Below are 25,708 nucleotides of genomic sequence, written 5' to 3'. Positions count from 1 at the left end.
ACTCTATGGCAAAACTCTCTCTCGAAATCATTAATAAACTCGGTTTGCACGCCCGCGCCTCTACCAAGTTCACCCAAACTGCCAGTCAGTTTAAAAGTGAGGTCTGGGTGGAGAAAAATAGCCGCCGCGTCAATGCCAAAAGCATTATGGGGGTGATGATGCTGGCCGCGGCCAAAGGCAGCATCATTGAGATCGAAGCCACCGGCGCCGATGAAGAGCAAGCAATTGCTGCGCTGCAGGCGCTAGTCAACGACTACTTTGGTGAGGGCGAGTAATTGACCAGTTTCAGCATGCACGGTGTGGGCGTTTCTAGTGGCATTGCCATTGGCCATGCCCACCTGATTTCCCATGCCCTGCTGGAAGTGGTGCACTTTAAAATTGACGCTGACGGGGTCGCTGAAGAAATCGCCCGTTTTGAACGCGCCATCGCCCTGGTCAAGCAAGACCTGGAGCAACTCAAAGCACAATTGCCCAAAAATGCCCCCGCTGAGCTGAGTGCATTTATCAACACGCACTTAGCCATGCTCAGCGACAAGTCGCTCTCCGAGGCACCCAAAGCGATTATTCGTAATGAGTTGTGTAATGCCGAATGGGCGCTCAAGCAGCAAATGGACGACATCGTGGCGCAGTTTGACGCCATTGAAGATGCGTATTTGCGCGAACGCAAACAGGATGTGGTGCAGGTTGTCGAGCGCGTGATTAAGGTATTGCTGGGCCGCGACCAACTGGCGGCCAGTGAAAAGAAACTACAGGCGCGGCAAGAGCGTGCCATGATCCTGGTGGCGCATGACGTCTCCCCGGCCGACGCCATCCAGTTTAAACATCACCAGTTTGCAGCGTTTATCACCGATGTCGGCGGTATCACCTCGCACACCGCCATTCTGGCACGCAGCCTGAATATTCCATCGATTGTCGCGCTGCAACGCGCCCGCGATTTAATCAACGACGGCGAGCTGATGATTGTCGATGGCGCGGCAGGCGTGGTCATCGTCAATCCAGACCCCGAAGTCCTGTCCGAGTATCAACTCAAACAAAACCAGTGGCAACTGGCGCAACAAAAACTGCAACTGATTAAAACCACCAAAGCGGTGACCGTGGATGGCGTGGCGATTGATTTATTCGCCAACATTGAAGTGCCGGAAGATGTCGTCAGTGCAAAAGCCTCGGGGGCGGTGGGCGTCGGGTTATACCGCACCGAGTTTCTGTTTATGAACCGCGCAGAAATGCCAGACGAACAGGAACAGTTCGAGGCCTACAAACACGTGGCTGAGGCGATGAAAGGCCATCCGGTGACCATCCGTACGCTGGATATCGGTGCCGACAAACAACTCAACCCGGATGAAGTGGTCACCGCCACCAACCCGGCACTGGGGTTGCGCGCCGTGCGCTATTGCCTGGCCGAGCCACATATTTTTCATACGCAGTTCCGCGCGCTGTTACGTGCCTCGCATTATGGCCAGGTCAAAATCCTGATCCCCATGCTGTCGACCCTGGCAGAGTTACGCCAAACCAAACTGTTGCTGGAGCGGGCCAAAGAGTCGTTACGCCAGCAAAAAATTCGATTTGACGAGCAGATCCAGCTTGGCGGCATGATTGAAATCCCCGCCGCCGCCATTAATGCAGACGCCTTTGCACAAGAACTGGACTTCTTATCCATTGGCACCAACGACCTCATTCAATATACGCTGGCGATTGACCGCGCCGATGATGCGGTGGCGCATTTGTATAACCCGCTGCATCCAGCAGTGCTTCGCCTGATCCAGATCACAATTCAGGCCGCCGCCAAATTTGGCAAATCCGTCTCGGTCTGTGGTGAGATGGCGGGCGATATCAAACTGACGCGCTTGCTGATAGGCATGGGTATGCGCCAGCTATCGATGCATCCAGCGCATATTCTGAGCGTGAAGTCGCAAATCCTGCAGAGTGAAGAGAATGTGCTGGCCAAGCAGGCCAAAAAGATCTTGTCATTCAATGATCTGGAAAAAATTGTGCCGCTGATTAAAAAATATAATGGTGAGTTGCTCTAGCCGCTGCCTTGTATTTAGTAAAACTCATCACCATCATCAATATATACAATCACCCAAGTGCGAACATTTGGCCAATAATAGGCCTCTATCGCTATATCGCATAACACAAAGGATACTGTTGTGAGCACTAACCCATTACTCGTTTTTAACGGCCTGCCAAAATTCAATGATATCCGCCCAGAGCATGTGTCTCCGGCGATTGACAGCCTGCTGACCGAAGGCCGCGCCTTGGTGGAGCAATTAGCGACCGCCAGCGAAACGCCTGACTGGCAGAATTTTGTGCAACCGATTGAACATTACTCAGAAAAATTATCGCGTAGCTGGGGGCCGGTCGGCCATATGAATGCCGTGGTGAATACACCCGAACTGCGCGAAGCCTATAATGACAACCTGGCCAAGTTAACTGATTTTTATAGCGATTTATCGCAAGACGAACGCCTGTATAACAAATACAAGGCGATCCAGTCGAGCGCAGGCTACAGCAAGCTGAGCCGTGCACAACAAAAAATCATCGACAACGAAGTCCGTGGCTTTAAACTCGGTGGCGCCGAGCTGCCCGCGGCAGAAAAAGTGCGTTTTAAAGCCATTGCCGAGCAATTATCTAAATTAGGCAGCAAATTTGAAGAGAATATCCTCGACAATACCAACGACTTCAAACATATAGTCGCTGATGCGGCTGAATTAAACGGCTTACCAGAAGATGCCTTACAAGCGGCTGCCGAAGCCGCCAAGACTGAAGGCAAAACCGGTTATCTGTTCACGTTGCACTTCCCGTCCTACATGCCAGTGATGCAGTATTGCGAAAACCGCAAGCTGCGCGAAACGCTCTATCGCGCTTATGCCACACGTGCCTCAGAGTTTAGCAAGCCAGAATGGGATAACACGCACCTGATTGCCGACCTGCTCAAACTCAAACGTGAAGAAGCACAATTATTAGGCTTTAATAATTATGCCGAACTGTCGCTGGCCACCAAAATGGCCGACACGCCAGCACAAGTGATTGAGTTTTTAGACACACTGGCCAAACGCGCCAAACCTTACGCCGAAAAAGACATGGCTGAACTCAAAGCCTATGCCGAAAAACTGGGCTTTAGCGACATGCAAGCCTGGGATGTAGCGTTTATCAGCGAAAAACTGCGTGAAGAAAAATATGCTTTCTCCGACCAGGAAGTCAAACAATACTTCCCTGAAGACAAAGTGCTGGCGGGCTTGTTTAAAGTCGTCGAAACCATTTTTGGTGTACAAGTACGCAAAACCGACGCCCCGCTGTGGCATAAAGATGCCAGCTTTTATGAGATCAGCGACCAGCAACGCCAGCCGATTGCCTATTTTTATCTCGACTTGTACGCGCGCCATGGCAAACGTGGCGGCGCCTGGATGGACGAATGCATTACGCGCCGCAAAACCGACCATGGCATTGAGCTGCCCGTCGCCTACCTGACCTGTAACTTCTCAGCGCCGGTCGGTGACAACCCTGCCCTGTTTACGCACGACGAAGTCATCACCCTGTTCCATGAGTTTGGTCACGGCCTGCACCACATGCTGACGCAAGTCGATGAGTACAGCGTGTCTGGCATCAAAGGCGTAGAGTGGGATGCGGTCGAACTGCCTAGCCAGTTTATGGAAAACTTCTGCTGGGAATGGGACGTATTGCGCCATATGACGGCCCACGTAGAAAGCGGTGAACAATTGCCACGCGCCCTATTTGACAAAATGGTCGCCGCCAAAAACTTCCAGGCCGGTATGCAGACAGTGCGTCAGATCGAGTTTTCATTGTTTGATATGCGTTTGCACAGCACCTTTGACCCGGCAGGCACACAAACCGCACTCGATGTGCTGGAACAAGTGCGTAACGAAGTCGCCGTACTCCGCCCACCAGCATGGAACCGCTTCCCCAACAGCTTTAGCCATATTTTTGCCGGCGGCTATGCCGCAGGTTACTACAGCTACAAATGGGCAGAAGTGCTCTCCGCTGATGCCTACAGCCTGTTTGAAGAACTGGGCGTGCTCTCAGAAACCGCTGGCAGCCGCTTTAAAAACGAAGTGCTGGCCCAAGGCGGCGCCCGTCCGGCCATGGAATCATTTGTCGCCTTTAGAGGCCGCGAGCCCAGCCTGGATGCCTTGCTCAGGCATAATGGCATGGCACAATAACCAGCCTCATCGCCAAGCCCTGCCAGGCTTGGCTTTTTAATGTTCAGACGTCGAATTATTAAAGGATACTCTTATGCTGCATACTGCTCGCTGGTTGTTGATTATGTTCTGCCTGTCTTCATCTTATGCCTTTGCCACCCAGACGGCAGAGGATGATATTCAAGCCAAAACACCAGACGGTGATGAAGTGATTTTGCACTCCAACGGCTACTGGGAGTTTAAAGATGCCAAGAAAGCCGCGGTGGCTAAAGTGAAAGTCGAGGAGTTTGAGCGTAGCAACGGTTGTCCGATTGGCATGCGACCGAGTTTTCTTGGTATGGGGCGCTGTATTGCGTTTGACGACCCGATCCTCAAGCGTGGTTCACTGAGTGGCAAGGGCCGCTAACGCGCCTGCGCGTAGGCACTAAAACAGGGCAGCGACGGCAGCGCCCTTAGCTGAAAACAAAAGCAGCCTGCGCTAACACACTGTTTTTGCTCCATTTAATGCCATTTTAAACAGCCCGCACTCGCTAGGAACGCGCCTTGCTTAAACATGGTTTTACATTTAACGTGAAGCGACCATGATCAACTCCCTAGACTTTGCCCGTCACGGCGATAAACAAAATTCCGCCTTCTTTGAGGAGTATCTACAGAAGCTGCTCGAAGAGCGTGACCAGATGGGGCTCACAGAGATGATTCAGGAGATTGATGCGCTGATGATCACGGTGGATCCGGATCATTCAATTCAATATATCGCCGAGTTGTCGCTGATGACGTCATACCACTACCTGGTGACGCTGGAGACTGAGAAACACTGGACGCATGTGTTACGCATAGACCTGGATTCGCCGGATTTGCTGGTGCGCGAGGTCAAGGACCCTAATCTGCGTGGCATTTTCCGTGCACTGAATGAGATTTACCCGGTGGGTGCGCGTAAGCCGAATAGCCGCTATATGGGTGAGATTATCCGCGTCAACAACATGCACGAAGTGGTGAAACTGCAGGAAGAACGCGAGTTTCGCTTTTTTACCCAAGACGAGGTACGCAAGCTGGAGTTGCCGGGCAACGTAGCCATTAGCAAGCCGTCACCTTACACGCACAATATTGTCGGCTATATGAAACGTGCGCCCGGTGAGCTGCGTGTGTATGCGCTAGGCATCAGCACCATCCGCGCTGATGTTCAGGCGGCGTATGAACAAGCCAAAGACCAGCAAGCCAAGCTGCGCATCGATGACCTGATTTTGCCAGTCGACCACCTAGCGACGCGTGTGTATAGCCAGAACCGTGAAGTGGCGATTCTGGAATACTTGTCTTGGTCCAGTTACTTTTTCTGGGGCGCTTACAATATCTGGGACCAGAACTCGTCTACCAACGTCACGAAAAGCGTGCACGGCTTTGCGGAAACCAAGAGCCCGGCCAAAGTATTCACCGCCAACAACACGCCTTATTTTGTCAACCATCTGGAAAAACTGCCCTCGCCGACCGAAACCTTTGTGCGCAACTATGGCCCGCGTTTGCACCATATTGCCTTGTCCGTCAAAGATGGCACGCGCGACGGCAAAGAAAATATCGACTTTGTTGTCAATGCCATCGCCAGCCAGGGCAAGGGCTTTTTGCTGGATGTGATCGGCTCCAAAGAAGAAGGCCTCAAACAGATATTTTCTAATGCCTCTGAACATTCGTCGCTGATTATTGAATATGTGCAGCGCTATGATGGCTTTGATGGCTTTTTCACGCGTGACAACGTCGCCAAACTGACCGAAGCGGCCGGGGTAGAAGAAGGGGTACTCGAAGCACAAGCCAAACTGAGCCAGTTAGCAGGCAAGTGATCTGGCAGACAGCATGCCTTATACTATAAGCATCGCTTCATGACTTAAACACGCAATGGATCACGACTTTTGGCATCAGCGCTGGCAACAGCAGCACATCGGCTTTCATTTAAGGGAAGTGAACCCATTTTTATTGGCTCACTTTCAGGCATTGCAATTGCAACCTGGCCAACGCATATTGGTGCCGCTTTGCGGCAAAACGCTGGATATCCATTGGCTGTTGGCGCAGGGCTTGCAAGTGGCGGGGGTCGAACTCAGCGCCTTAGCCGTAGATGCCTTGTTTGCTGAACTCAACCTCGTTCCTCAAATCACGCAAACAGGGACGCTCAACCAGTACCGTGCAGGCAATCTAGAGATATTTCAAGGGGATTTTTTTGCACTGGACCAGCCACTACTAGGGCAAGTGGATGCCGTGTATGACCGTGCCGCCCTGATTGCCTTGCCAGCTGCCATGCGCAAGCAATACAGTCAGCACTTAATCGATCTCACGCACAGCGCGCCACAACTACTGATTAGCTTTGCCTATGACCAGGCGCTCATCCCTGGCCCGCCGTTTAGCGTCAGCCAAGAAGAAGTTCGCGCACACTACCAGGCGCATTATCAGTGCACCGTGCTGGCCAGCGTCTTGATGGAAACAGGCCTGAAAGGGCAATATCCGGCCGAAGAAACGGCCTGGTTACTCCGCCCGCAAAGCGCACGCTAAATCACACACCCCGCAAGCGTCTCATGGTGCGCCAGCCAGTGTTGCAAACTCTCCACCACCTGATGCGCCCCTGCGCGCACTTGGTCGCTAGGCTGCCTGAGGTCTGGCACTACTACCACACGCAAACCTGCGGCAATCGCCGCTTGTGCACCCAGTTCGCTGTCTTCAAAGGCAATACATTCGTCTGCGTGCAAGCCCAACTTTTCCAGCGCTAGCAAATAAATATCCGGATTGGGCTTGCCGCGTTTCACCTCCTGCCCGCTGGTGACATGGCTAAAATAATTCAGCACGCCAGTGTGGCTTAAACGATGGGTGATATGCGGCATGGGCGAAGAAGACGCCACGCTGCAGACAATACCTTGCGACTGGTAATACTGTAACAAGGCATGCGCGCCGTCTTTGAGCGGGAACGCATGATCGCGCGCCTCCAGAAAAGTGTTCAGTCCCTGCATCACATGCTGAAAGTTGGCCTCACTACCCAATTGCTGCGTCATCAAACGGGTCGAGTCTGACCAGACACGGCCCACCAGTTCAACATACTCTGCCTGAGTATAGGTGATACCAATGCTGGCCGCTGCCTGTATACATCCCTGCATAATAATGCGCTCTGAATCGATCAACAGACCGTCCATATCAAAAATCGCTGCTTTAATCACGGCCAACACTCACTGCTTAAATAAATCGCTATTTTACCGCGCCTGAGTTGCGGTCAAACACACACTTTTTTGCGCAAGTGGTTTTATTTAGCGCTCACACGCAATCAAAACAACACAACTTAACAAAGGGTGGCTAATATAAATCCACATGACAGCCGCAAAGGCCGTTCATGCCATACAGAGATCGCCACAGCAGCGTGGATGAACAGGTGGCGGCACTTAAACAATCAAGGAGCCTCTTCCATGGATAAAGCAAAACTGTATACCTTGCGCTGGTCAGCCATGCAAATCGCCCGCCTCTCTGCCGACCCCAAGGTAGATGCGCTGGCACTGAGCCAGATTGACATCTTGTCGCAACTGCTCGAAGAACCGGTGCCGGAAGAGTTCAGGCCACCCGAACCACCCCGCCCCAGCCTGCACCCGGAGATGGTGGTGAGTGAAAAAAAGCGCTACCCGGTCGGCGAAAAAAAACTGTGGTATCCAGAAGCCGTCATCCGCACTGACATTAAACGCGCCGCTCAGGGTGAGTACCCGAAAGCCTATCCTTATGGTGCCATCGTGCACTTCACCGCCGGGCAATATAGCAAAGGCATTGAAAACGCGGTGAGCGCGATTGCCAGCAGCCCTTATTTCTTTTGCTGCATCAGCACCGATGGCAAGTTTGTACAGGCTAATCCGCTCAACCAATGGGGCTACCATGCGGGCGAAAGCGCCTGGACCATTGCCGGTGAAAAACGCAATGGAGTCTCCAACTTTTTAGTCGGTATCGAAATCACTAACCCTGGGCGGTTAGAGGTGCATAACGGCAAGTATTACACCTATTGGGATACCAATCACAAGCAACCCATCGATGCCAAAAAGGTGCGCGTGATCGAGCAAAACACCGACAATATCCTGGCCGGAGCTTACCTGCCTTACAGTAAAGAGCAAGAAGCCACCCTGATTGAGTTTTTGCTGTGGGCCAAGGCCAACAACCCAAGCGTGTTTGACTTTGACTATGTCCTGGGGCACGATGAAGCGGCTGGCCCTAAAGGTATCGGTCGCTGGCGCAAAAATGATCCTGGCGGCGCCTTGTCGATGACAATGACGGCATTCAGGCAATTGCTGAAAGACGAATACAAAAAACGTTACGGCTAAGCCGCGTAGACAAAAAAATGCCCCGGTCACGCCGGGGCAAATATGGACTTTACGTCTCAGCTATCTCTCACAGGCCAAAGATTACGCGCGATGCAGACGCCTAGACTTGATTAATATCAAGTCAACCGGGCAAAGCGGCACAAACCAGGCTGAAAATGCTGCGAAAAGTGTGGCTACTCCAGTGGCGTCACTGTGACATTGACGGCGAGCTGCTGCTGGCCGCCCCCCAGCACCACGCCGCGCATGGGCGAGACATCGCTGAAATCACGGCCCCAGGCCACGGTAATATGGTCCTGCTGCACCAGACAGTTATTCGTAGGATCAAAGTCTACCCAGCCATACACTGGACAATAGACAGAGACCCAAGCGTGCGAAGCATCGGCGCCAACCAGACGTGGCTGGCCAGCTGGCGGATGCGTGAGAATATAGCCACTGACATAGCGACACGCCAGGCCAAGCGAACGCAACGCGCCTATCATCAAGTGCGCGAAATCCTGGCAAACGCCGCGGCGACCCTTCAACACTTCATCCAACGGGGTGGAAATATCAGTCGCTTGCGGGTCAAACTCAAATTCGGCATAGATATGCTGAGTGAGCGCCATGGCAGCCTCAAGCAAGGGTCGTTGCGGCGTAAAACAATGCCGCGCAAAGCTGGCCAATGCCTCACTACACTTGACTTTGGCAGTGGCGTAAATAAAGGGCGCGGCGGTCAGATGTTTAGTTGCCTGAAGCTGTAACGCTGCTTGCGCTGCTTCCCAGGCCGGGCTTTGCGTCAACGCGACCATGGTGGGGCGAGGCTGGATATCCACCTGAAAACGTGACAGCACGGCCAATGACTGGTGTGGCGTCAACATGGTGAAATAATCATTATGATTACCGAAAAAGTCTAAACGCTGTGAGTGCTCGGCGGGCTGCGGCTCGCAGGCAAGGGTATAAGACACACAGTGCTGAAAGTCTGTCTGGCGCGGCATCATATGCAGCAGTTGCTGCGATTGAGTCACAGACGTATCGTAGTGGTAGACGGTTTGGTGCTCAACCTGGTAACGCATGGCCATCCCTTACTTACTGTCTGTGCGTGACCAGCGGACTGGCATAACTGAAAAAACGCAGGCTCAGCCGGTCTGACAAATTGAGCGTCACCGCATAAGTCTGGTTGAGCCATGCCGCCAGGGTGGCATTCCCCACCGTGAAACACTGATCGGGATCCAGTTGCAGCAATGCTTGCCAGCAGTCATTGAGCTCGCTGGCAATGCCGCCTGCATTATCCTGGGCATCCATTTCTTCCAGGTATTTCACCAGCCCCTTCATCTGAAACACCACAGAATTAGGGTTGTTCGCATCCATCAGCAGCAAGTCCAATACCGGCAACCATTCTGGTTGCGAGGCATAGCGGGCACGATAAGTGACCAGGTTATTAGTCACCTGCAACAACCACTCCAGATTACTGTGTTGCGGCATGGCGATTGCACGGCTGAGCAACACACACATAAACTGCAAGCGCTCAATACGCCGTCCCAGCGACATAAAGCGCCAACCCAGGTCACGTGTCATCCAGTCCATCGCAAAGCCGGTGAGCGTCACAAAATGATTAATCGCTTGCTCAATGTGCGATAAAGCATCTTGCAGGCTGGCATGTTGATGTCGGGTAATAAATAGGCGTGACAGCACATTGACGGTGCGCCAGTGGTCGTTAGAAATTCGCTCACGCAGATTGAATGCCTGTTGAAATAGTTGCTGCACGCTGGTAGCCAAGCCGCTGGACTGTTGCGAAAATACAGCTTCGATCAACAATGGCTCGAGGTCATCGTCTGTCCATGGTTGCCAACTGGCGAGTGCTTCTTCGTCCTCAGGGCTGGGCAGCAGATCAAACCACTGGCACAAACTCTGCATGGTTTTCCATTCACCATCACGCATTTCTGGCGTGTATTCAACCAAGGCCCGTATCGTGGCCCGTAACATCATGGCTTTTTGCAGATTGCGTACCGAGTAGCGACCATACCAGAACAGGTTTTCCGCCATGCGACTAGAGAGATAGGCGTTCTCACGCACCAGGTCCTGGCTGGAGTTGGTCTTACGCAATAGGCTAAATGGCGGCTGGCTGTCATGCGACAACACCCAGGTGTCTTTGCTGGTGCCGCCGCGCTGCATGGTCACCACGCGCGCATCTTTACCACTGGCGACACGCGACAAGCCACCTGGCAGAACGGCATAGCCATTGGGGGTGGCGAATGCATACACGCGCAAGCTCACCGCCAGCGAGCCTAGGTGCGTTTGCTGCTGATGACCAATTAATACCGGTGCATGCGAAATATCCACTTGCTCCTGCGCGATATAGTGATCGGGTTGTGCCCGCAACTTGGCAATCAGCGATTCTTTCTGGCTCGGGTTCAAATCCTCACCAAAAATTGGAGAGGACCGCACTTGCGGATACGCCGGTTTAATCACCAAATCATCCAGATGCGCGATCACATAATCCAGTGCCGCAGGTTCACCGCACCACCAAGTCGCCACTGACGGCATACGCAATGGCTCACCAAGTAATGACTTGCAGATATGGGGCAAAAAACCAAGCAAGGCACCAGACTGCAACAAATTAGCACCCAGCGCATTGGCAATGACTACGTTGCCCAGGCGGGCCGCCTGTGTCAGGCCAGCAACGCCCAGCAATGACTCGGCATTGAGCTCCAGCGGATCGCAATAATCATCATCAATCCGCCGCAAAATAGCGTGCACGGGTTTGAGCCCGGCAATGGTTTTTAGCCAGACCACCCCCTGGCGCACGGTGAGGTCACTGCCTTGCACTAGCGGATAGCCTAAATAGCCCGCCAGGAAGGACTGTTCGTGATAGGTTTCGTTATACGGTCCTGGAGTCAAAATGACCACCAACGGCGGCTCCCCTTGCCCCAGCGCGGCGATGCCGGGCACTGTTCGCGCCTGATTGTCTGCCACGCGATGTCCCCAATGGGCCAGACTATCGCGCATGCTGGCAAAAAATCCACTCAGCCGCTCAATATTCAAGTCACGGAACAGTTCGGGAAACGCACTCGAAATAATGGTACGATTTTCTAGCGCATAGCCTGCGCCCGTTGGGCCTTGCGTACGATCCGACACCACCCACCACTGGCCGTTAGGCGCACGTGCGAGGTCAACCGCGTAATGGTGCAAGGCAATATTATCGTAGTGTGGGATACCCACCGAGGACGGCAAAAAACCATTGTGTCCGTAAATCAGGGCGGGCGGTAATTGTCCACTAGTCAGCAAATGCTGCTCGCCATAAACATCCAGCAACACATGATTGAGCAAGGTGGCGCGCTGCGCCACCGAGGCTGAAATATGCTGCCATTCGTCCTGCGGAATGATCAACGGCAAGACGTCGAGGTCCCACGGACGCTGCACACCATGCGTATCGGCATACACGTTATAGGTCACGCCGTTGTCACGTACCTGGCGTTGCACCGCTTCCACCCGCTTGCGCATGGTTGCGGGTGCCTCGGACTCCAGCTGCGCCAATAACGCCTGCCAGTGCGGGCGCGCCTGACCCGCGCTATCCAGCAGCTCATTATAGCGGTCAGAAAAATAAAGCTGGTTAAGCACTGATGGCATGCGCAATAAGACGGTGACTAAAACAAATTAAACAACAAGACCTTAACAACCTGACCATCAGTGTAACAGGATGTTCATACATTCGCCTGCCAACGCAGGTCTAGTGTGAATGGAAAACGTGGATTCGGTGACTCTTTTACCACATCCAACTTGCCTGGGGTATGGCCATGCGCCCAAAAGCGGGCAAATCGACGCGCCTCGGCCTCGTTGGCATTGACCGGGAAAGTGTTGTAATTGCGTCCACCTGGATGCGACACATGGTAAGTGCACCCCCCCAGCGATTTTTGACTCCAGGTATCCACCAGGTCAAACACCAGTGGCGCCTGTACCGGGATGGTCGGATGCAATGCAGACCACGGGTTCCAGGCGCGGAAACGGATACCGGCAACATACTCCCCGGCATTGCCGGTCGCTTGTAGCGGCAACGGTCTGCCGTTACAGGTCACCACATGGCGACCATCGGTCAGACCGCGCACCCGCAATTGCATGCGTTCTACAGACGAGTCAACATAGCGAGCGGTGCCGCCAGCGGAGACCTCTTCACCCAGCACGTTCCAAGGCTCAATCGCCTGCCGCAACTCGAGCTCAACGCCGTGATAAGCCACCGTACCATAGCGTGGAAACCGGAACTCAACAAACGGCTCAAACCAGCGTTGCTCAAAGGCATAGCCCGCGGCGCGCAAATCGGCCACCACGTCGGCCATGTCTTGCGCCACAAAATGGGGCAGCATCCAGCGGTCATGTAACTCTGTGCCCCAATGCACCAGTTTGCCGGTGTAAGGCGTTTTCCAGAAACGTGCGACTAAGGCGCGTAACAACAAGCATTGCAACAAACTCATGCGTGCATGCGGCGGCATTTCAAACGCTCTGAACTCCACCAGCCCCAGCCGACCGGTCGGGCCGTCAGGTGAGTATAATTTATCGATAGAAAACTCAGCCCGATGCGTATTACCGGTTAAATCCACCAGCAAATGCCGTAACAAGCGGTCAACCAACCAGGGCTGGGCGCTTTCTTCGCCCGGTGGCAACATTTTTTCCATCTGCTGGAAAGCGATGCCGAGCTCATATAAATTGTCATCGCGCGCTTCGTCCACGCGAGGTGCTTGGCTCGTGGGGCCAATAAAGGTGCCAGAAAACAGATAAGACAACGCTGGGTGGTTCTGCCAGTAGGTAATCAGGCTGCGCAGTACATCCGGGCGCCGCAGCAAGGGGCTATCCGCCGCCGTTTCGCCGCCCAGCGTCACGTGATTACCGCCGCCAGTGCCAGTGTGGCGACCATCCAGCATAAATTTCTCGGTGCCGAGTCTGCACAAGCGCGCCGCTTCATACAAGTGACTGACATTTGCCACCAGGTCTTGCCAACAATTGGCCGGATGGATATTCACTTCAATCACGCCCGGGTCAGGTGTGACACTGAGTAATTTCAAACGACTATCCCGCGGCGGGGTATACCCCTCCAGCCACAACTTGAGTTTAAGATCACTCGCCGTCTGCTCCACCGCGCTTAGCAAATCCAGATAATCTTCCAGCCGGGTCACTGGCGGCATAAACACATATAAACGGCCTTGCCGCACTTGCACGCACAAGGCGGTGTGAATCACTTCGCGTGCTGTCGGCTGGCTGGTTTTGTGCTTGAGCCTGACTTTGGGCAGCTTGGCATCGGCCAGCGCAGTTTGTTCGGCGAAGGTATCCAGCGCAAACTCAGGCTCAATATCCGCTGGTAACTGCCATGGCAATGAAGACAATGGCAGGCGCAGCCCCATCGGCGAATCCCCCGCCAGCAGGTAAAGGTGCTCGCGCCGCAACGGCCATTTGCTGGTTAACCACTCGCCCGCCGCTTCAGACTCGACGGGTTTTAATGGCATGACATAACCCACCACCTTGCCCAAGCCCTGATTCAGCACATTGGCCAATTGCTTGCGCTCAGCGCTATCGGTCAAATCGGCATTAAGAGGATCAATATTGTGCGCTAATTGTTGCTCCTGCTGCGCCAAAGACCACACGTCTTCATAGGCGGGCACTACACAAGCTGCTGGAAAACCTAACAGGTCTGACAGATGCATGGCAAATGTCTGCGCCTGTTTGACCGTATAGCCATCGTGACTACCTTCGGCAGAGAACAGGCTGGCATCGTGCCATACCGGCTTGCCATCGGGGCGCCAGTACATATTAATCGCCCAGCGCGGCAAGGGCTCGCCGGGATACCACTTACCTTGGCCGTAATGCAAAAAGCCGTTAGGCGCAAAGTGCGCCTTGAGACGCAATGCCAGCTCACCGGCCAGTTGCCGCTTATGCTCCCCCAGCGCCAAGGTGTTCCATTGCGCGCCGTCCATATCATCAATCGAGACAAACGTCGGCTCACCGCCCTGCGTCAGGCGCACATCCATCTTGGTGAGTTGTGTGTCGACCTGCTCGCCCAGTTTGACAATGGCCTGCCAGTCTTGCTCGCTGTAAGGCTTGGTCACGCGCGGGTCTTCATGAATGCGCGTCACCGTCATTTCATGGCTAAATGTCACTTCTGCCACGTCGACCAGGCCCGTCACAGGCGCCGCTGACGACGGCAGTGCCGTACAAGCCAGTGGAATATGCCCCTCGCCCGCCATCAAGCCTGAGGTTGGGTCCAGTCCGACCCAACCAGCACCAGGGATAAACACCTCGGTCCAGGCATGCAGGTCAGTAAAGTCCACCGTGGTGCCACTGGGGCCGTCCAGCGCCTCCACATCGGCTTTCAGTTGTATCAAATACCCAGACACAAAGCGCGCCGCCAGCCCAAGCTGGCGCATGATTTGCACCAGCAACCAGGCAGAGTCACGGCAAGAGCCGGTGCGTTTTTGCAATGTGTCTTCTGGCGTTTGTATGCCGGGCTCCATCCGCACGGTATAGCCGATATCGCCTTGCAGCCGCTGGTTAACCGCCACTAAAAAATCGACAATGCCAACCTCGGGCTGCACCACTTCGCGGCGAATCACCTCCATCCACTGTTGCAATAAAGGCCCCATCGGCTCCGCTTGCAGATAAGCGGTTAACTCAAACGCCTGCTGCTCGGTGTAATTAAATGGAAAATGCTCAGCATACTTTTCCACAAAAAAATCAAACGGGTTAATCACCGTCATGTCCGCCACTAAATCGACCGTAAAATCGAGCGCGCGCACCATTTCGGGGAATACAAACCTGGCGATATAGTTACCGTAAGGGTCCTGTTGCCAATTGATAAAATGCTTTTCCGGATTGACCGTCAATGAATACGACAGCACTGGCGTACGCGCATGCGCGGCTGGTTTCAGGCGGACTTCATGTGGAGACAGGCTGACCAGGCGGTCAAATTGATAACTTGTGCGGTGATGTAAAGCGACACGGATAGCCACTGCCACTCCTCTTTAGAGATTATGATTTTAAGCAGTGAGATGCAGGAAATATGCCAGCTGCGCAGGTAGATCATCACGCAGCTGGTAAAACGGTTAACAATACGGGGTTATTTGCCGCCGCCAACTAGGCTTTTCACGGCGCTCACCACATCGCCTGGCATGACAACAATTTTACTGTTATTAGAATCTGCCATTTTATGTAGGGATTGAATATAACGGTCGCCCAGCAAAAAGGTGGCCGAGGCGTTGTTTTCTTTGACCGCTTCGGTAATCATTTTGATCGCCTCAGCCGACGCTTTGGCACCCACCATCTGTGCTTCTGCATCTTTGCGCGCCGCTTCTAGGCGCGCCTCTGCATTCAAAATCAGAGACTGCTTGGCGCCTTCGGCCTCGGTGACTACCGCCACGCGCTCACGCTCGGCTGCGGCTTGCCTTTCCATGGCATCCTGCATATTGGCCGAGGGCTTAATATCCTGAATTTCAACGCTTTTCACGGTCAGGCCCCAATCCAGCGCCTCATCGGCAATCGCCTCTTTCAACTCGGCCTTGATACGGTCACGTGACGTCAATGCATGGTTTAAATCCATGCCGCCGATAATCGAGCGCAAACTGGTTTGGACCATATTGCGCATGGCCTCTTTAAAATTCTCGATGCCATAGACGGCGCGCTCAATATTAGTCACCTTGATAAACGCGACGGCATTGGCCAAAATCACAGCGTTATCGCGCGTAATCACTTCTTGCTCAGGCACATCGAGGATAATATCCTTGGTCGTGACCTTGTAGCTGACCGTACTTAAAACCGGGTTAATCACATGCAAGCCCGGCGTTAAAATGCCGGCAAATTTACCCAGGCGCTCCACCACCCACTCTTCGCCCTGCGGCACAATCCGTACGCCTTTAACGATGGCGATAACCGCCAATATCAATATGATGATGCTGATTTCCATGTGGTTTCCTCTGCTGAAAAATATTGAGCAGCTGCATGCAGCCGCCCCAAAAGCCTTGGGCTAGTGTGGTTTAGTGTTGTGTATGTGGCGTAACACGCAAGCCATTGCCTTCCACTGCGATGATTCTGGCAGGCTGATCGACCGCGATGTCTACGTCTGCAAAGGCGGTCCATTCCTTGCTGCCCATCACGCCCTGGCTAAACCGAATTTTGCCTGGCTGCGCCGGGCTGACGGCCGAGGTGATCACGCCCTGACGACCAATCTCCTCCCCCTGTGCCTGCCCGACACGCGGGGCCGGATGCGCTTGTTCGCGCTTGCGCCAGATGGCGACGGCCAATACGGAAAACATGGCATAGATGACGATTTGCCAGGCCAGACTAAAGGCTGGGAATACCCAGGAAAACAACGCCATGACCAAAGCAGAGACACCCGGCCAAAGCAAATACAAAGTCCCGGACATCATTTCCAGACACAATAAAATCAGACCAATAGCGCCCCAACTCAAGACCAGTTGCACCGTGCTCACCCCCATTGTTTTAAATACATCCTACCAGAAAAGAACGTATTTTTGCTGCCTATTACATCCATGGTCATGGCCCTGTCTGTATTAGCATGCCCTAGGTTATCCGCTTAACATCATTACCAAACAGGGAGCATTATGGAGATCATCGCCTTAGTCATATTCGCAGTGTTAGCGCTTTATATCATCATGCTGTATAACAGTTTGGTCAGCGTTAAAAACAACATTGCCAAGGCCTGGTCGAATATTGAAATACTGCTCAAGCAGCGTCATGACGAACTGCCTAAACTGATTGATACCTGCAAACAATATATGAAGCATGAACAAGACACGTTGGAAAGGGTCATGTTAGCCAGGTCACAGGTGTCTAAAGCGCAGCAGTCGCACGACGTGAACGCCTTGGGGACCGCCGAAGGCGCATTGCGCACGGGCTTGGGCCATTTGTTTGCCGTGGCAGAAGCCTATCCCGAATTAAAAGCCAACGAGAATTTCCTGCATTTGCAATCCCGCATCAGTGGGCTAGAGAACGCCATTGCTGACCGTCGTGAGTTCTATAATGAAAGCGTAAATATCAACAACGTACGTATCGAACAGTTTCCCGATCTGTTAGTGGCAAAACTCTTTCACTTTCCGCGCTTTGAGCTCATGCGTTTTGCCAGCGAAGAATTACGAGACATCGATATCGGCAAACGCTTTAATAGTTAAGTGGCTCCATGTTGCAGTTTTTACGCGGTCACGATAACGATGCGATCACGTCCGTTGGCCATCTGACCTTGCTGCTGATGGCTGTGTATGCCCACAATCAACGGGTATGGATAGGCTGTTGCTGTGTGATCGGCCTCATCAGTCTCTGGGCCTGGGCAGCCAACTACCAAAGATGTCGCGTCATTTCAGACACACCCACCTCGCGCATCGCCTCCGCGGCTCAAGGCTATGTTGAACTGTATGGGCACACTGCAATGGCGTATACCAATTTACTCATTAGCCCCTACAGCCACACCCGCTGTATCTGGTACCGTTATCGCGTCTATGAAAAAGAAGATAAAGGCTGGCGCCAGGTCAGCAATCATACCAGTGACAGTATGATAGAGATAAGCGACGGCACGGGCAGCTGTGTGATCGATCCAGATCATGCAGAAGTCATTGCGCCGAATCACCGGGTGGTCAGCCAAGGCAGCTTTAAATACGTGGAGGAGCTGCTGAGAAGCGACGCAGTATATGTCTTGGGCGAGTTTGCAACCATAGGTGGTGCCAACACCATGCTTGATTTGAACGCTGATGTAGCCGTCTTGCTAACATCCTGGAAGGAAAACAAACACTCTTTGTTGCAGCGCTTTGACCTGAATGATAATGGCGAGATTGACCTGCAAGAATGGGAGTTAGCACGCAGAGCGGCTATGCGTGAAGTCGAAAAAGAACATCGAGAGATCCGCGCAGCAGATGGCATCCATGTGATGCGGGCGCCAAAGAATGGCCGGCCATTTCTATTATCCAACCTATCGCCACAAAAGCTACGCAATACCTATCGATGCTGGGGTGCCGTGCATTTAACCGTTCTATTTCTGGCCGTTGCAGGCGCACTGTGGTTCTGGCGAGGCCATACGCTGGTCGAACTATTTACTTAAACGCCTGAAATTACGCAATACAAAAAGCCATGTGGTCTGCATAAACGCCCCTTGCGCAACAATGAATAATTGAAGGCATGGCATGTCTACTTGTGTCAGAATGTTGCAATGACTCAACCGCCTACGCGTATCACGCTTGCCTCTGACCGTTACGAACGGCTGGCACAAATCCGTGACTACTTTCCGCAAGCCGCCGGGCCAGATTTATCCCCGCCTTGGCAAGGCGGTCGGCTTGCTGCACTGCAACGATTATCCGCGGCAAATGCGGAGGAGTATGCACGCACCCGCAACCAATTATCGGGGGCAGTGACCGGGCTTTCACCCTATTTGCGCCATGGCTGCCTGTCTCTGCCAGAAACCGTGGCCGATGTGCGTGCGCGTTTTGGTAAACGCGGGCACAAACTAATCGCAGAGCTCGCTTATCGTGATTATTTTCGTCAGGGATGGTATCGCTTTGGTGACGCAATCATGCAGCCAATGGAGCAGCCAAAAGTGGTGTTGGGCAGCCAGCCCATGCCAGACTTTATTGCCCAAGGCTTTACCGGTTTGGTGTGTATGGATGACATTGTGCATCAGCTGCAGAAGGTCGGCTATGTGCACAACCATGCACGCATGTGGTTTGCGGCCTATGTCATCCATTGGCTAAAAATAGACTGGCGCCAAGCGGCGGCGTGGTTTGAATCCCAGCTACTAGATGGGAATATCGCTTCCAACCATCTCTCCTGGCAATGGATTGCCTCCAGCTTTAGCAGCAAACCCTATCTGTTCAACAAAGAGAACCTGCTGAAATTTGGTGGGGAGTCCTGGTGCCGACAATGTCGCGTGCGCTGTCCGTTTGATGCCAGCTATGAGCAATTGCAGCAGCAATTATTTACGGATGCGGTTGGCGATGAAAAACCCATCACGCATCAGCTGCACCCGCCTAAGTCCAGTCCCAAAGGCGTCGCCACCCTGGTCTGGGTGCATGACGAAATGCTCTCGCCGTCACATGCGCTCTCGGCATTTAATCTGCCTGCCCTCTTTGTGTTTGACCCGGCGTTATACCAAGCCTGGCCACTCAAGCGCCTGCAATTCATGGCCGACTGCCTGGCTGAAATGCCAGAGGTCGAAGTATGGATCGGCGCAACTAGCCAAGTGCTGGCGCGGCGCACGCAGGGACGTATCCTGACCCAAGACACGCCACAAAAAGCCCTAAAGCAGGCAGTCAGCGAACTCAATATGGAATGGCGTCCTGAGCCTCAGCTGACCGCAGCCTCGTTAAGTGATCATCAGTTGATGCGCTTCAGCCGTTATTGGAAAGTCGTCGAGCCCACCCTCATACGCTAGTTTACGCAAACTAGCGCCCACCCGGCGCTGCGTACCTGTGCGCCTGTGGTAAAATCCCGCGCATGAATACTTCTAACGCAAACGCCAATACCACCCGCGAACTCGCAAAATCTTTTGACCCAAAAACCATCGAAAGCCAATGGTATGACTTTTGGGAAAGCAAAGGCTTTTATGCCGCTGGCATGAACCCGCAAGTGCAAGACAACTTTTGCATTTTGCTGCCGCCACCCAACGTCACCGGCACCCTGCACATGGGCCATGGGTTCAACCAGACCATTATGGACGCCTTGACCCGCTACCACCGCATGCGTGGCGACAACACCTTATGGCAACCAGGCACCGACCACGCAGGCATTGCCACGCAAATTGTGGTCGAGCGCCAGCTCGATGCACAAGGCGTCAGTCGCCATGACCTTGGCCGCGAAAAGTTTCTGGAAAAAGTCTGGGAGTGGAAAGAATATTCCGGCGGCACTATCACCCAGCAAATGCGCCGCCTGGGCACCTCACCCGACTGGCAGCGTGAACGCTTCACCATGGATGCTGGGCTTAATAAAGTAGTGACTGAAACCTTTGTGCGCCTCTATAACGAAGGCCTGATCTACAGAGGAAAAAGATTAGTTAACTGGGATGTGAAACTGGGTACTGCCGTGTCCGACCTCGAAGTGGTGCAAGAGGAAGAAGATGGCTCTATGTGGCATATCAACTATCCACTGGCAGATGGCACTGGCGCATTGACCGTAGCCACGACACGCCCGGAAACCATGCTCGGTGACGTCGCCGTGATGGTGCACCCTGAAGATGAACGCTATGCGCACCTGATTGGCAAAACTGTGGCACTGCCTTTGTGCAACCGTGAAATCCCGGTGATTGCCGATGATTACGTGGACAAAGAATTTGGTACTGGCGTGGTGAAAGTCACCCCGGCCCACGACTTTAACGACAATATGGTCGGCCAACGCCATGGTCTGGACAAAACCATCATCCTCAACCTGCAAGGTTTTGTGCCTGCAAGTGCTGAAGTCTACGCCGCTGACGGCAGTGCCAAAGCCGCGATCCCCCTACCAGCTAACCTGGTAGGGCTGGAGCGCTTTGCTGCGCGCAAACAAGTTGTAGCCGACCTCGAGGCCGGTGGCTTCCTGGTGAAAGTAGAAAAACACAAATTGAAAGTGCCTCGTGGCGACCGCACCAATGTGGTAATTGAGCCCATGCTCACCGACCAGTGGTTTGTCGCCATGAGTAAAGCGGGCGACGACGGCAAGAGCATCACCGAAAAAGCACTCGAAGTGGTGGCCAACGGTGACATCAAGTTCTACCCAGAAAACTGGGTGAATACTTACAACCAGTGGCTGAATAATATTCAGGACTGGTGTATCTCCCGCCAGTTATGGTGGGGCCACCAAATCCCGGCTTGGTATAGCGATGACGGTAAAGTCTACGTGGCGCACGATGAGGGTGCAGCACAAGCTTTGGCAGCTAAAGACGGCTACACCGGCGTGCTGAAACGCGACGCAGATGTGCTGGATACTTGGTACTCGTCAGCACTATGGCCGTTCTCCACCCTGGACTGGACAGGGGATGACGCGATTGATGCGCAAAACCAGGCTTTGCAGCAATACCTGCCATCATCAGTGCTGGTTACCGGTTTCGATATTATTTTCTTCTGGGTAGCACGCATGGTCATGATGACCAAGCACATCACCGGCAAGATTCCGTTCAAGCATGTGTATGTACATGGGTTGATCCGCGACGCCGAAGGCCAAAAGATGTCGAAGTCCAAAGGCAATGTACTGGACCCGATTGATTTGATCGACGGCATTGACCTCGAGTCGTTGCTGAAAAAACGCACGACTGGCTTGATGAACCCGAAAGATGCCGAGAAAATCGAGAAGCGCACGCGCAAAGAATTCCCCGAAGGCATCGCCGCGTATGGCACAGACGCCCTGCGCTTTACCTTTGCCAGCCTGGCCTCACCCGGCCGCGACATCAAATTTGACCTGCAACGCTGCGAAGGCTACCGTAACTTCTGCAACAAGCTATGGAACGCCACCCGTTTTGTGCTGATGAATACCGAAGGCCAAGACAACGGTTTTGGTGCCGAAAGCTGCGAAGGGGGTGGCCGTCAATTTAGCCAGGCTGATAGATGGATAGTGTCGCTGTTGCAACGCACCGAAGCCGACGTGGAGCGCGCGTTTAACGACTATCGATTTGACCTGGCCGCCAAAGCCATTTACGAGTTTGTCTGGGATCAATACTGCGACTGGTATCTGGAAATCGCCAAAGTACAAATCCAGAATGGCAGCGATGCTGAGCAGCGCGCTACCCGTCGCACCTTGTTGCGCGTGCTGGAAACCATCTTAAGATTAGCGCACCCGATTATTCCGTTTATTACCGAAGAAATCTGGCAAACCGTGGCGCCGATGACCGACCTCAAAGACAAGTCACGCGGCACTGAGAGCATTATGTTGCAAGCTTATCCCAAAGCGGACCTGGAAAAAATTGATGACCAGGCTGAAGCGTGGGTGGCTACGCTGAAAACAGCAGTAGAGGCTTGCCGTAGCTTGCGTGGTGAGATGAGCATTTCACCTGCGTCCAAAGTGCCATTGATTGCCGCGGGTGACGCTGAGCAACTGGCAGCGTTTGCGCCTTACCTCAAGTCACTGGCCAAGCTGGAGAACGTCGACATTGTGGCTGAGCTCCCAGAAGCGGATGCACCAGTGATGCTGGCGGCTGACTTTAAGCTGATGCTTAAAGTGGAGATTGACGTCGCCGCCGAAAAAGAGCGCTTAGGCAAGGAAATCGCACGCCTGCAAGGCGAGATTACCAAAGCCAACAGCAAATTGGGCAACGAAAGTTTTGTCGCACGCGCCCCAGCCGCCGTGGTGGAGCAAGAAAAAGCACGTTTGGCCGAGTTCAGCGCCAATTTAGACAAACTGCAAACGCAATTAAATAAGCTCAGCTAAGCGCTTAGGCTGAACCTACCGCAATGTGGTATCGCGCCTGTGATCAGGCGACGGTGCCACATTTGTGGCAAAACTTGGCAAACGCGTTTTTTCTGGCATGGCAGCCAGTGCAATAGTTGTGCAAACAAATGCCGCAGTGCATGCAAAAATCATTGTGTTCATTTTTGAGGTCTACCTGCCGCTCACAGCCTGGGCAAATCCCCTTAGCTAAGCGCTCTAGGGCGATGTCATACCCCAGCTCTTCACGCCGCTGAAATTCAGGTTGCGACTCGGCCAACTGCTGCTGCGCCAGATAACGCTGCAATGCAGCAATGGCATATTTACCGCCAACCACCGTGAGCAAGATACCCACCAGATAGCGCACATAGCCGCCATAATCTGGCAAATACGGCACCAATTCGACGAAGAATGCCATCAAAGCAAAGATAATAAAGCCCCACACAAAAGGCCAATATTGCGATTTTCGCTGTTTGACAAACAACCAAGCGGCAATCCCTAGCAAAGGCAGGGTCAGTAATAGCCGATATAAAAACACCCGCGTCGCCTGATGTTGGTTTGCCTCGTCGAATTTTTTACGGGCCACGTCTTCCATGGCAGCGATCTGCGATTGTAATTGCGCCTCATGTTGAGACAGGTTGGTTTGCTGCTGCTGAATATGCTCTATTGATTTCTCAGCGGCCCGCTCATGCACTTTCAGCGCATCGAGTTGTTGCGTGCGCTTAAGCAGCTCATCATCCTGGGTTGATAATTGCGTCACATCACGCGTGGCCACCCAGTGATCGAAAGTACTGCGGGCAGCCTGATAGTCTTTTTGCCGGATGGTGAGTTGCAAACTGGCCTGCTCCAGTTGATCAGCCAACCGTTGTTGCTGAGGAGTGATGTCTTTCAGCGCCGTGCGCAAGGGCTCTATCGCGAGGCGATTCACGAAATGCTCAGTGGTGTATTGCGGCTCTACGCGCGGCAGGTCGCCGATAATACTGTTACCCAACCCAGTTAAAAACCAGGCAAAAATAAAGGCCACCGCCCACAAGGCACGGTTAAACCATTTTTCAGATAAACGCACCCCTTTATTCATGCCCCACCCCTTTGAACAGTTTAACCAGATGCTAACGGGCTTTCAGATTGACAGCAACCGTTGCACAAATTATCTGTCTGACAAAAAAAGCCGCCGCTATCATACGGCCTTGGTTTTAGAGGATAATCTACAGATGTCTGACATGGAAGAAGAAAACCCGAAAGAAGTCTTATGCAGTTGCAGTGGCACAACACGAGGCTTGATTATTGAGCTGGTCGCCCAAGGCAAAGATCTGGATGGTATTTCGCGTTACTCAGGCGCACTAAGCGGATGTGGCGGCTGCGAATGGGAGATTACCGAACTGGTGAATGCTCTCAACGCAAAGACTTAAACACGCGCCCCACACACTAAGCACGACGGGTCTTTTTTCAAGCGGATGGTGCGCCACTCGGCACTCAAAGCATCCAGCAATAACAATCGGCCTTGCATGGTATGGCCAATATTCAGCAACAGTTTCAATGCTTCAGCCGCTTGTGCGGTGCCTATCATGCCAACCAGCGGTGCAAATACGCCATTATCGGCACAACGCAAAGCCTGGTCATCGCCCACATCGGGGTACAAGCAGTGATAACACGGGCTGTCGTCATGACGAAAATCAAACACACTTAATTGACCCTCAAAACCAATGGCTGCGCCCGAAACCAAGGGTGTTTTGTGGGTAAAGCAAAGCTGGTTGATTAAGTAGCGTGTGGCAAAATTATCCGAGCAATCAATCACCACATCAGCAGTGGCTACACGTCCGGCAAGCGCTTCCTTGTTCAGCCGGGTTGTCTCGACATTCACTTTGACCTCAGGATTCAGGCTGGCAATCGTCGCTTGTGCAGACAAGGCCTTGTTTTGCCCCACCGCCGCAGTGGTGTGAATAATCTGGCGCTGCAGGTTGGTTAAATCCACCTGGTCAAAGTCGCAAATGGTTAAAGTGCCGACACCGGCGGCAGCGAGGTACATGGCCACCGGCGCACCCAAACCACCGGCGCCAATGATCAGCGCATGGCTTTGCGTGAGCTTTTCCTGGCCCGCGTATTCCACTTGCGGCAACATGATGTGCCGACTATAACGTAACAATAAATCGTCTTGCATGAACCATATCCGTTTACTCAAGGCAGGCGCTGCGCCTGCACCATTTGCTGTATTAATACTTTGGGCGACAATATCACCACACGGTCATCAAACACGGCCCCACCCGCCTGCTGCTGGGCTTTATCGACAAAAGTGAGGTCGCCATCAGCATTTTCCTGCTCATCGGGGTGCGTCGGTGCCGCCATCGCATGCGCTTGCCCGCCAGACACCGATTGTATGCCACCCAGCCCGTTTTCGCCATGCGAAAGGACTATCGCGGCCGGACGGCTGGGGCCGCTGGTCAATTGTCCAAACTCACCCACCACTTGAATATTGCTGGCAGTCTCTGCCGCAGACACGGAAAACCACTGTGTATGATGGGTAAAAGTACTATCGGCACGATAGCGAAAAAACCGCCCCCAGGCATCGGTGGCCCCCAGGCCTAATTGCAGCCACGGCAGCACGCCCTCAACGTCAACACAAGTTTGATTTGCTGATACATTTTCCCAGCCATCTGGCGGTTGGTCAGTATCCGGGCATGGCAAATAATGATAGATAATGGCGTGGCCGATCAACGCCTGCTGGGCCGCAACCAGCCGTTGTTCAGTTTGCTGGTATTTCTGCAAGCCATGTTGCACCCGCAATGGCGTCATCAACCAGCCCATCATTAAACTCAAAATCACCAATGCCAGCGCCATCTCCAGCAAGCTGAATCCAGACATTGCGGGCCTCAAACACCTCTG

Annotated in this window: 21 protein-coding genes; 12 read left to right on the top strand and 9 right to left on the bottom strand. The window is 53.3% G+C overall.

Annotated features, from left to right (window positions below; genetic code table 11):
• Nucleotides 1-5 precede the first annotated feature (5 nt).
• The 6 genes from E6Q52_RS09745 to tmpT all read left to right on the top strand — a co-directional run bounded on the left by E6Q52_RS09745 (nucleotide 6) and on the right by tmpT (nucleotide 6,689).
• Nucleotides 6-275, top strand: coding sequence for an HPr family phosphocarrier protein (locus tag E6Q52_RS09745; RefSeq protein WP_292821485.1), 270 nt, complete (start codon nucleotides 6-8; stop codon nucleotides 273-275).
• Nucleotides 276-2,027, top strand: a complete 1,752-nt coding sequence (ptsP, locus tag E6Q52_RS09740) for a phosphoenolpyruvate--protein phosphotransferase (RefSeq protein ID WP_292821483.1) — start codon at nucleotides 276-278, stop codon at nucleotides 2,025-2,027.
• 120 nt (nucleotides 2,028-2,147) lie between these two features.
• Nucleotides 2,148-4,178, top strand: coding sequence for a M3 family metallopeptidase (locus E6Q52_RS09735; RefSeq protein WP_292821481.1), 2,031 nt, complete (start codon nucleotides 2,148-2,150; stop codon nucleotides 4,176-4,178).
• A gap of 73 nt (nucleotides 4,179-4,251) precedes the next feature.
• Nucleotides 4,252-4,563: a hypothetical protein gene (locus tag E6Q52_RS09730; RefSeq protein ID WP_292821479.1), complete on the top strand. Its 312-nt coding sequence runs from the start codon at nucleotides 4,252-4,254 to the stop codon at nucleotides 4,561-4,563.
• Nucleotides 4,564-4,738: 175 nt separating this feature from the next.
• Nucleotides 4,739-5,986: a hypothetical protein gene (locus tag E6Q52_RS09725; protein WP_292821477.1), complete on the top strand. Its 1,248-nt coding sequence runs from the start codon at nucleotides 4,739-4,741 to the stop codon at nucleotides 5,984-5,986.
• 55 nt (nucleotides 5,987-6,041) lie between these two features.
• Nucleotides 6,042-6,689: a thiopurine S-methyltransferase gene (tmpT, locus tag E6Q52_RS09720; RefSeq protein ID WP_292821475.1), complete on the top strand. Its 648-nt coding sequence runs from the start codon at nucleotides 6,042-6,044 to the stop codon at nucleotides 6,687-6,689.
• Here tmpT and E6Q52_RS09715 read toward each other — a convergent pair.
• Nucleotides 6,686-7,345 carry an HAD family phosphatase gene (locus tag E6Q52_RS09715; protein WP_292821528.1) on the bottom strand — a complete coding sequence of 220 codons (660 nt, stop codon included), beginning with the start codon at nucleotides 7,343-7,345 and terminating at the stop codon, nucleotides 6,686-6,688. The two genes, tmpT and E6Q52_RS09715, sit on opposite strands and share 4 nt — an antisense overlap.
• 243 nt (nucleotides 7,346-7,588) lie before the next feature.
• Here E6Q52_RS09715 and E6Q52_RS09710 point away from each other — a divergent pair, with 243 nt between their 5' ends.
• Nucleotides 7,589-8,482 carry an N-acetylmuramoyl-L-alanine amidase gene (locus tag E6Q52_RS09710; protein ID WP_292821473.1) on the top strand — a complete coding sequence of 298 codons (894 nt, stop codon included), beginning with the start codon at nucleotides 7,589-7,591 and terminating at the stop codon, nucleotides 8,480-8,482.
• 173 nt (nucleotides 8,483-8,655) lie between these two features.
• Here the strand turns inward: E6Q52_RS09710 and E6Q52_RS09705 are convergent, their stop codons facing one another.
• From E6Q52_RS09705 to E6Q52_RS09685, 5 genes are all read right to left on the bottom strand, one after another.
• On the bottom strand, nucleotides 8,656-9,531 hold the full coding sequence (locus E6Q52_RS09705; protein WP_292821471.1) for a transglutaminase family protein: 876 nt from the start codon (nucleotides 9,529-9,531) through the stop codon (nucleotides 8,656-8,658).
• A gap of 13 nt (nucleotides 9,532-9,544) precedes the next feature.
• Nucleotides 9,545-12,085 carry a circularly permuted type 2 ATP-grasp protein gene (locus tag E6Q52_RS09700; protein ID WP_292821469.1) on the bottom strand — a complete coding sequence of 847 codons (2,541 nt, stop codon included), beginning with the start codon at nucleotides 12,083-12,085 and terminating at the stop codon, nucleotides 9,545-9,547.
• A gap of 74 nt (nucleotides 12,086-12,159) precedes the next feature.
• Nucleotides 12,160-15,450: a DUF2126 domain-containing protein gene (locus E6Q52_RS09695; protein ID WP_292821467.1), complete on the bottom strand. Its 3,291-nt coding sequence runs from the start codon at nucleotides 15,448-15,450 to the stop codon at nucleotides 12,160-12,162.
• 107 nt (nucleotides 15,451-15,557) lie between these two features.
• Nucleotides 15,558-16,400: an SPFH domain-containing protein gene (locus tag E6Q52_RS09690; RefSeq protein WP_292821465.1), complete on the bottom strand. Its 843-nt coding sequence runs from the start codon at nucleotides 16,398-16,400 to the stop codon at nucleotides 15,558-15,560.
• 70 nt (nucleotides 16,401-16,470) lie between these two features.
• A complete protein-coding gene (locus E6Q52_RS09685) occupies nucleotides 16,471-16,932 on the bottom strand; it encodes an NfeD family protein (RefSeq protein WP_367125092.1) in 462 nt (153 codons plus the stop codon).
• Between the two features lie 126 nt (nucleotides 16,933-17,058).
• Between E6Q52_RS09685 and E6Q52_RS09680 the strand changes: the two genes are divergently transcribed.
• The 4 genes from E6Q52_RS09680 (at nucleotide 17,059) to E6Q52_RS09665 (ending at nucleotide 22,831) form a co-directional block, all read left to right on the top strand.
• Entirely contained in the window at nucleotides 17,059-17,625 is a 567-nt protein-coding gene (locus E6Q52_RS09680; protein ID WP_292821463.1) for a LemA family protein, read from the top strand.
• A gap of 8 nt (nucleotides 17,626-17,633) precedes the next feature.
• The gene (locus E6Q52_RS09675) at nucleotides 17,634-18,545 is read left to right on the top strand and encodes a hypothetical protein (RefSeq protein ID WP_292821461.1); all 912 of its coding nucleotides are present in this window, start codon (nucleotides 17,634-17,636) and stop codon (nucleotides 18,543-18,545) included.
• Nucleotides 18,546-18,653: 108 nt separating this feature from the next.
• Nucleotides 18,654-19,871 (top strand): FAD-binding domain-containing protein, encoded by a 1,218-nt coding sequence (locus E6Q52_RS09670; RefSeq protein ID WP_292821459.1) that lies wholly within the window; start codon nucleotides 18,654-18,656, stop codon nucleotides 19,869-19,871.
• A 62-nt stretch (nucleotides 19,872-19,933) separates the two neighbouring features.
• The gene (locus E6Q52_RS09665; protein WP_292821457.1) at nucleotides 19,934-22,831 is read left to right on the top strand and encodes a valine--tRNA ligase; all 2,898 of its coding nucleotides are present in this window, start codon (nucleotides 19,934-19,936) and stop codon (nucleotides 22,829-22,831) included.
• A 43-nt stretch (nucleotides 22,832-22,874) separates the two neighbouring features.
• Here the strand turns inward: E6Q52_RS09665 and E6Q52_RS09660 are convergent, their stop codons facing one another.
• Nucleotides 22,875-23,906, bottom strand: a complete 1,032-nt coding sequence (locus E6Q52_RS09660) for a zinc ribbon domain-containing protein (RefSeq protein WP_292821455.1) — start codon at nucleotides 23,904-23,906, stop codon at nucleotides 22,875-22,877.
• Between the two features lie 133 nt (nucleotides 23,907-24,039).
• Between E6Q52_RS09660 and E6Q52_RS09655 the strand changes: the two genes are divergently transcribed.
• Nucleotides 24,040-24,237: a (2Fe-2S)-binding protein gene (locus E6Q52_RS09655; protein ID WP_292821453.1), complete on the top strand. Its 198-nt coding sequence runs from the start codon at nucleotides 24,040-24,042 to the stop codon at nucleotides 24,235-24,237.
• On the opposite strand, the gene E6Q52_RS09650 is transcribed toward E6Q52_RS09655, so the two are convergent.
• Both E6Q52_RS09650 and E6Q52_RS09645 read right to left on the bottom strand, forming a co-directional pair.
• Nucleotides 24,234-24,986, bottom strand: a complete 753-nt coding sequence (locus E6Q52_RS09650; RefSeq protein WP_292821451.1) for a molybdopterin-synthase adenylyltransferase MoeB — start codon at nucleotides 24,984-24,986, stop codon at nucleotides 24,234-24,236. The two genes, E6Q52_RS09655 and E6Q52_RS09650, sit on opposite strands and share 4 nt — an antisense overlap.
• 17 nt (nucleotides 24,987-25,003) lie before the next feature.
• Nucleotides 25,004-25,687, bottom strand: a complete 684-nt coding sequence (locus E6Q52_RS09645; protein WP_292821449.1) for a type II secretion system protein — start codon at nucleotides 25,685-25,687, stop codon at nucleotides 25,004-25,006.
• Nucleotides 25,688-25,708 lie beyond the last annotated feature (21 nt).

This window comes from Methylophilus sp., from assembly GCF_008015755.1.
Classification (GTDB): Bacteria; Pseudomonadota; Gammaproteobacteria; order Burkholderiales; family Methylophilaceae; genus Methylophilus.
This window is presented reverse-complemented; position numbering and strand designations above follow the sequence as displayed.

What these genes read in the sequence shown, in the direction of transcription:
- E6Q52_RS09690 (WP_292821465.1), bottom strand. Translation starts at nt 16,400, where the DNA reads ATGGAAATCAGCATCATCATATTGATATTGGCGGTTATCGCCATCGTT.
- E6Q52_RS09745 (WP_292821485.1), top strand. Translation starts at nt 6, where the DNA reads ATGGCAAAACTCTCTCTCGAAATCATTAATAAACTCGGTTTGCACGCC.
- E6Q52_RS09655 (WP_292821453.1), top strand. Translation starts at nt 24,040, where the DNA reads ATGTCTGACATGGAAGAAGAAAACCCGAAAGAAGTCTTATGCAGTTGC.
- E6Q52_RS09650 (WP_292821451.1), bottom strand. Translation starts at nt 24,986, where the DNA reads ATGCAAGACGATTTATTGTTACGTTATAGTCGGCACATCATGTTGCCG.
- tmpT (WP_292821475.1), top strand. Translation starts at nt 6,042, where the DNA reads ATGGATCACGACTTTTGGCATCAGCGCTGGCAACAGCAGCACATCGGC.
- E6Q52_RS09660 (WP_292821455.1), bottom strand. Translation starts at nt 23,906, where the DNA reads ATGAATAAAGGGGTGCGTTTATCTGAAAAATGGTTTAACCGTGCCTTG.
- E6Q52_RS09725 (WP_292821477.1), top strand. Translation starts at nt 4,739, where the DNA reads ATGATCAACTCCCTAGACTTTGCCCGTCACGGCGATAAACAAAATTCC.
- E6Q52_RS09675 (WP_292821461.1), top strand. Translation starts at nt 17,634, where the DNA reads ATGTTGCAGTTTTTACGCGGTCACGATAACGATGCGATCACGTCCGTT.
- E6Q52_RS09645 (WP_292821449.1), bottom strand. Translation starts at nt 25,687, where the DNA reads ATGTCTGGATTCAGCTTGCTGGAGATGGCGCTGGCATTGGTGATTTTG.
- E6Q52_RS09665 (WP_292821457.1), top strand. Translation starts at nt 19,934, where the DNA reads ATGAATACTTCTAACGCAAACGCCAATACCACCCGCGAACTCGCAAAA.
- E6Q52_RS09670 (WP_292821459.1), top strand. Translation starts at nt 18,654, where the DNA reads ATGACTCAACCGCCTACGCGTATCACGCTTGCCTCTGACCGTTACGAA.
- E6Q52_RS09685 (WP_367125092.1), bottom strand. Translation starts at nt 16,932, where the DNA reads ATGGGGGTGAGCACGGTGCAACTGGTCTTGAGTTGGGGCGCTATTGGT.
- E6Q52_RS09730 (WP_292821479.1), top strand. Translation starts at nt 4,252, where the DNA reads ATGCTGCATACTGCTCGCTGGTTGTTGATTATGTTCTGCCTGTCTTCA.
- E6Q52_RS09700 (WP_292821469.1), bottom strand. Translation starts at nt 12,085, where the DNA reads ATGCCATCAGTGCTTAACCAGCTTTATTTTTCTGACCGCTATAATGAG.
- E6Q52_RS09705 (WP_292821471.1), bottom strand. Translation starts at nt 9,531, where the DNA reads ATGCGTTACCAGGTTGAGCACCAAACCGTCTACCACTACGATACGTCT.
- E6Q52_RS09710 (WP_292821473.1), top strand. Translation starts at nt 7,589, where the DNA reads ATGGATAAAGCAAAACTGTATACCTTGCGCTGGTCAGCCATGCAAATC.
- E6Q52_RS09680 (WP_292821463.1), top strand. Translation starts at nt 17,059, where the DNA reads ATGGAGATCATCGCCTTAGTCATATTCGCAGTGTTAGCGCTTTATATC.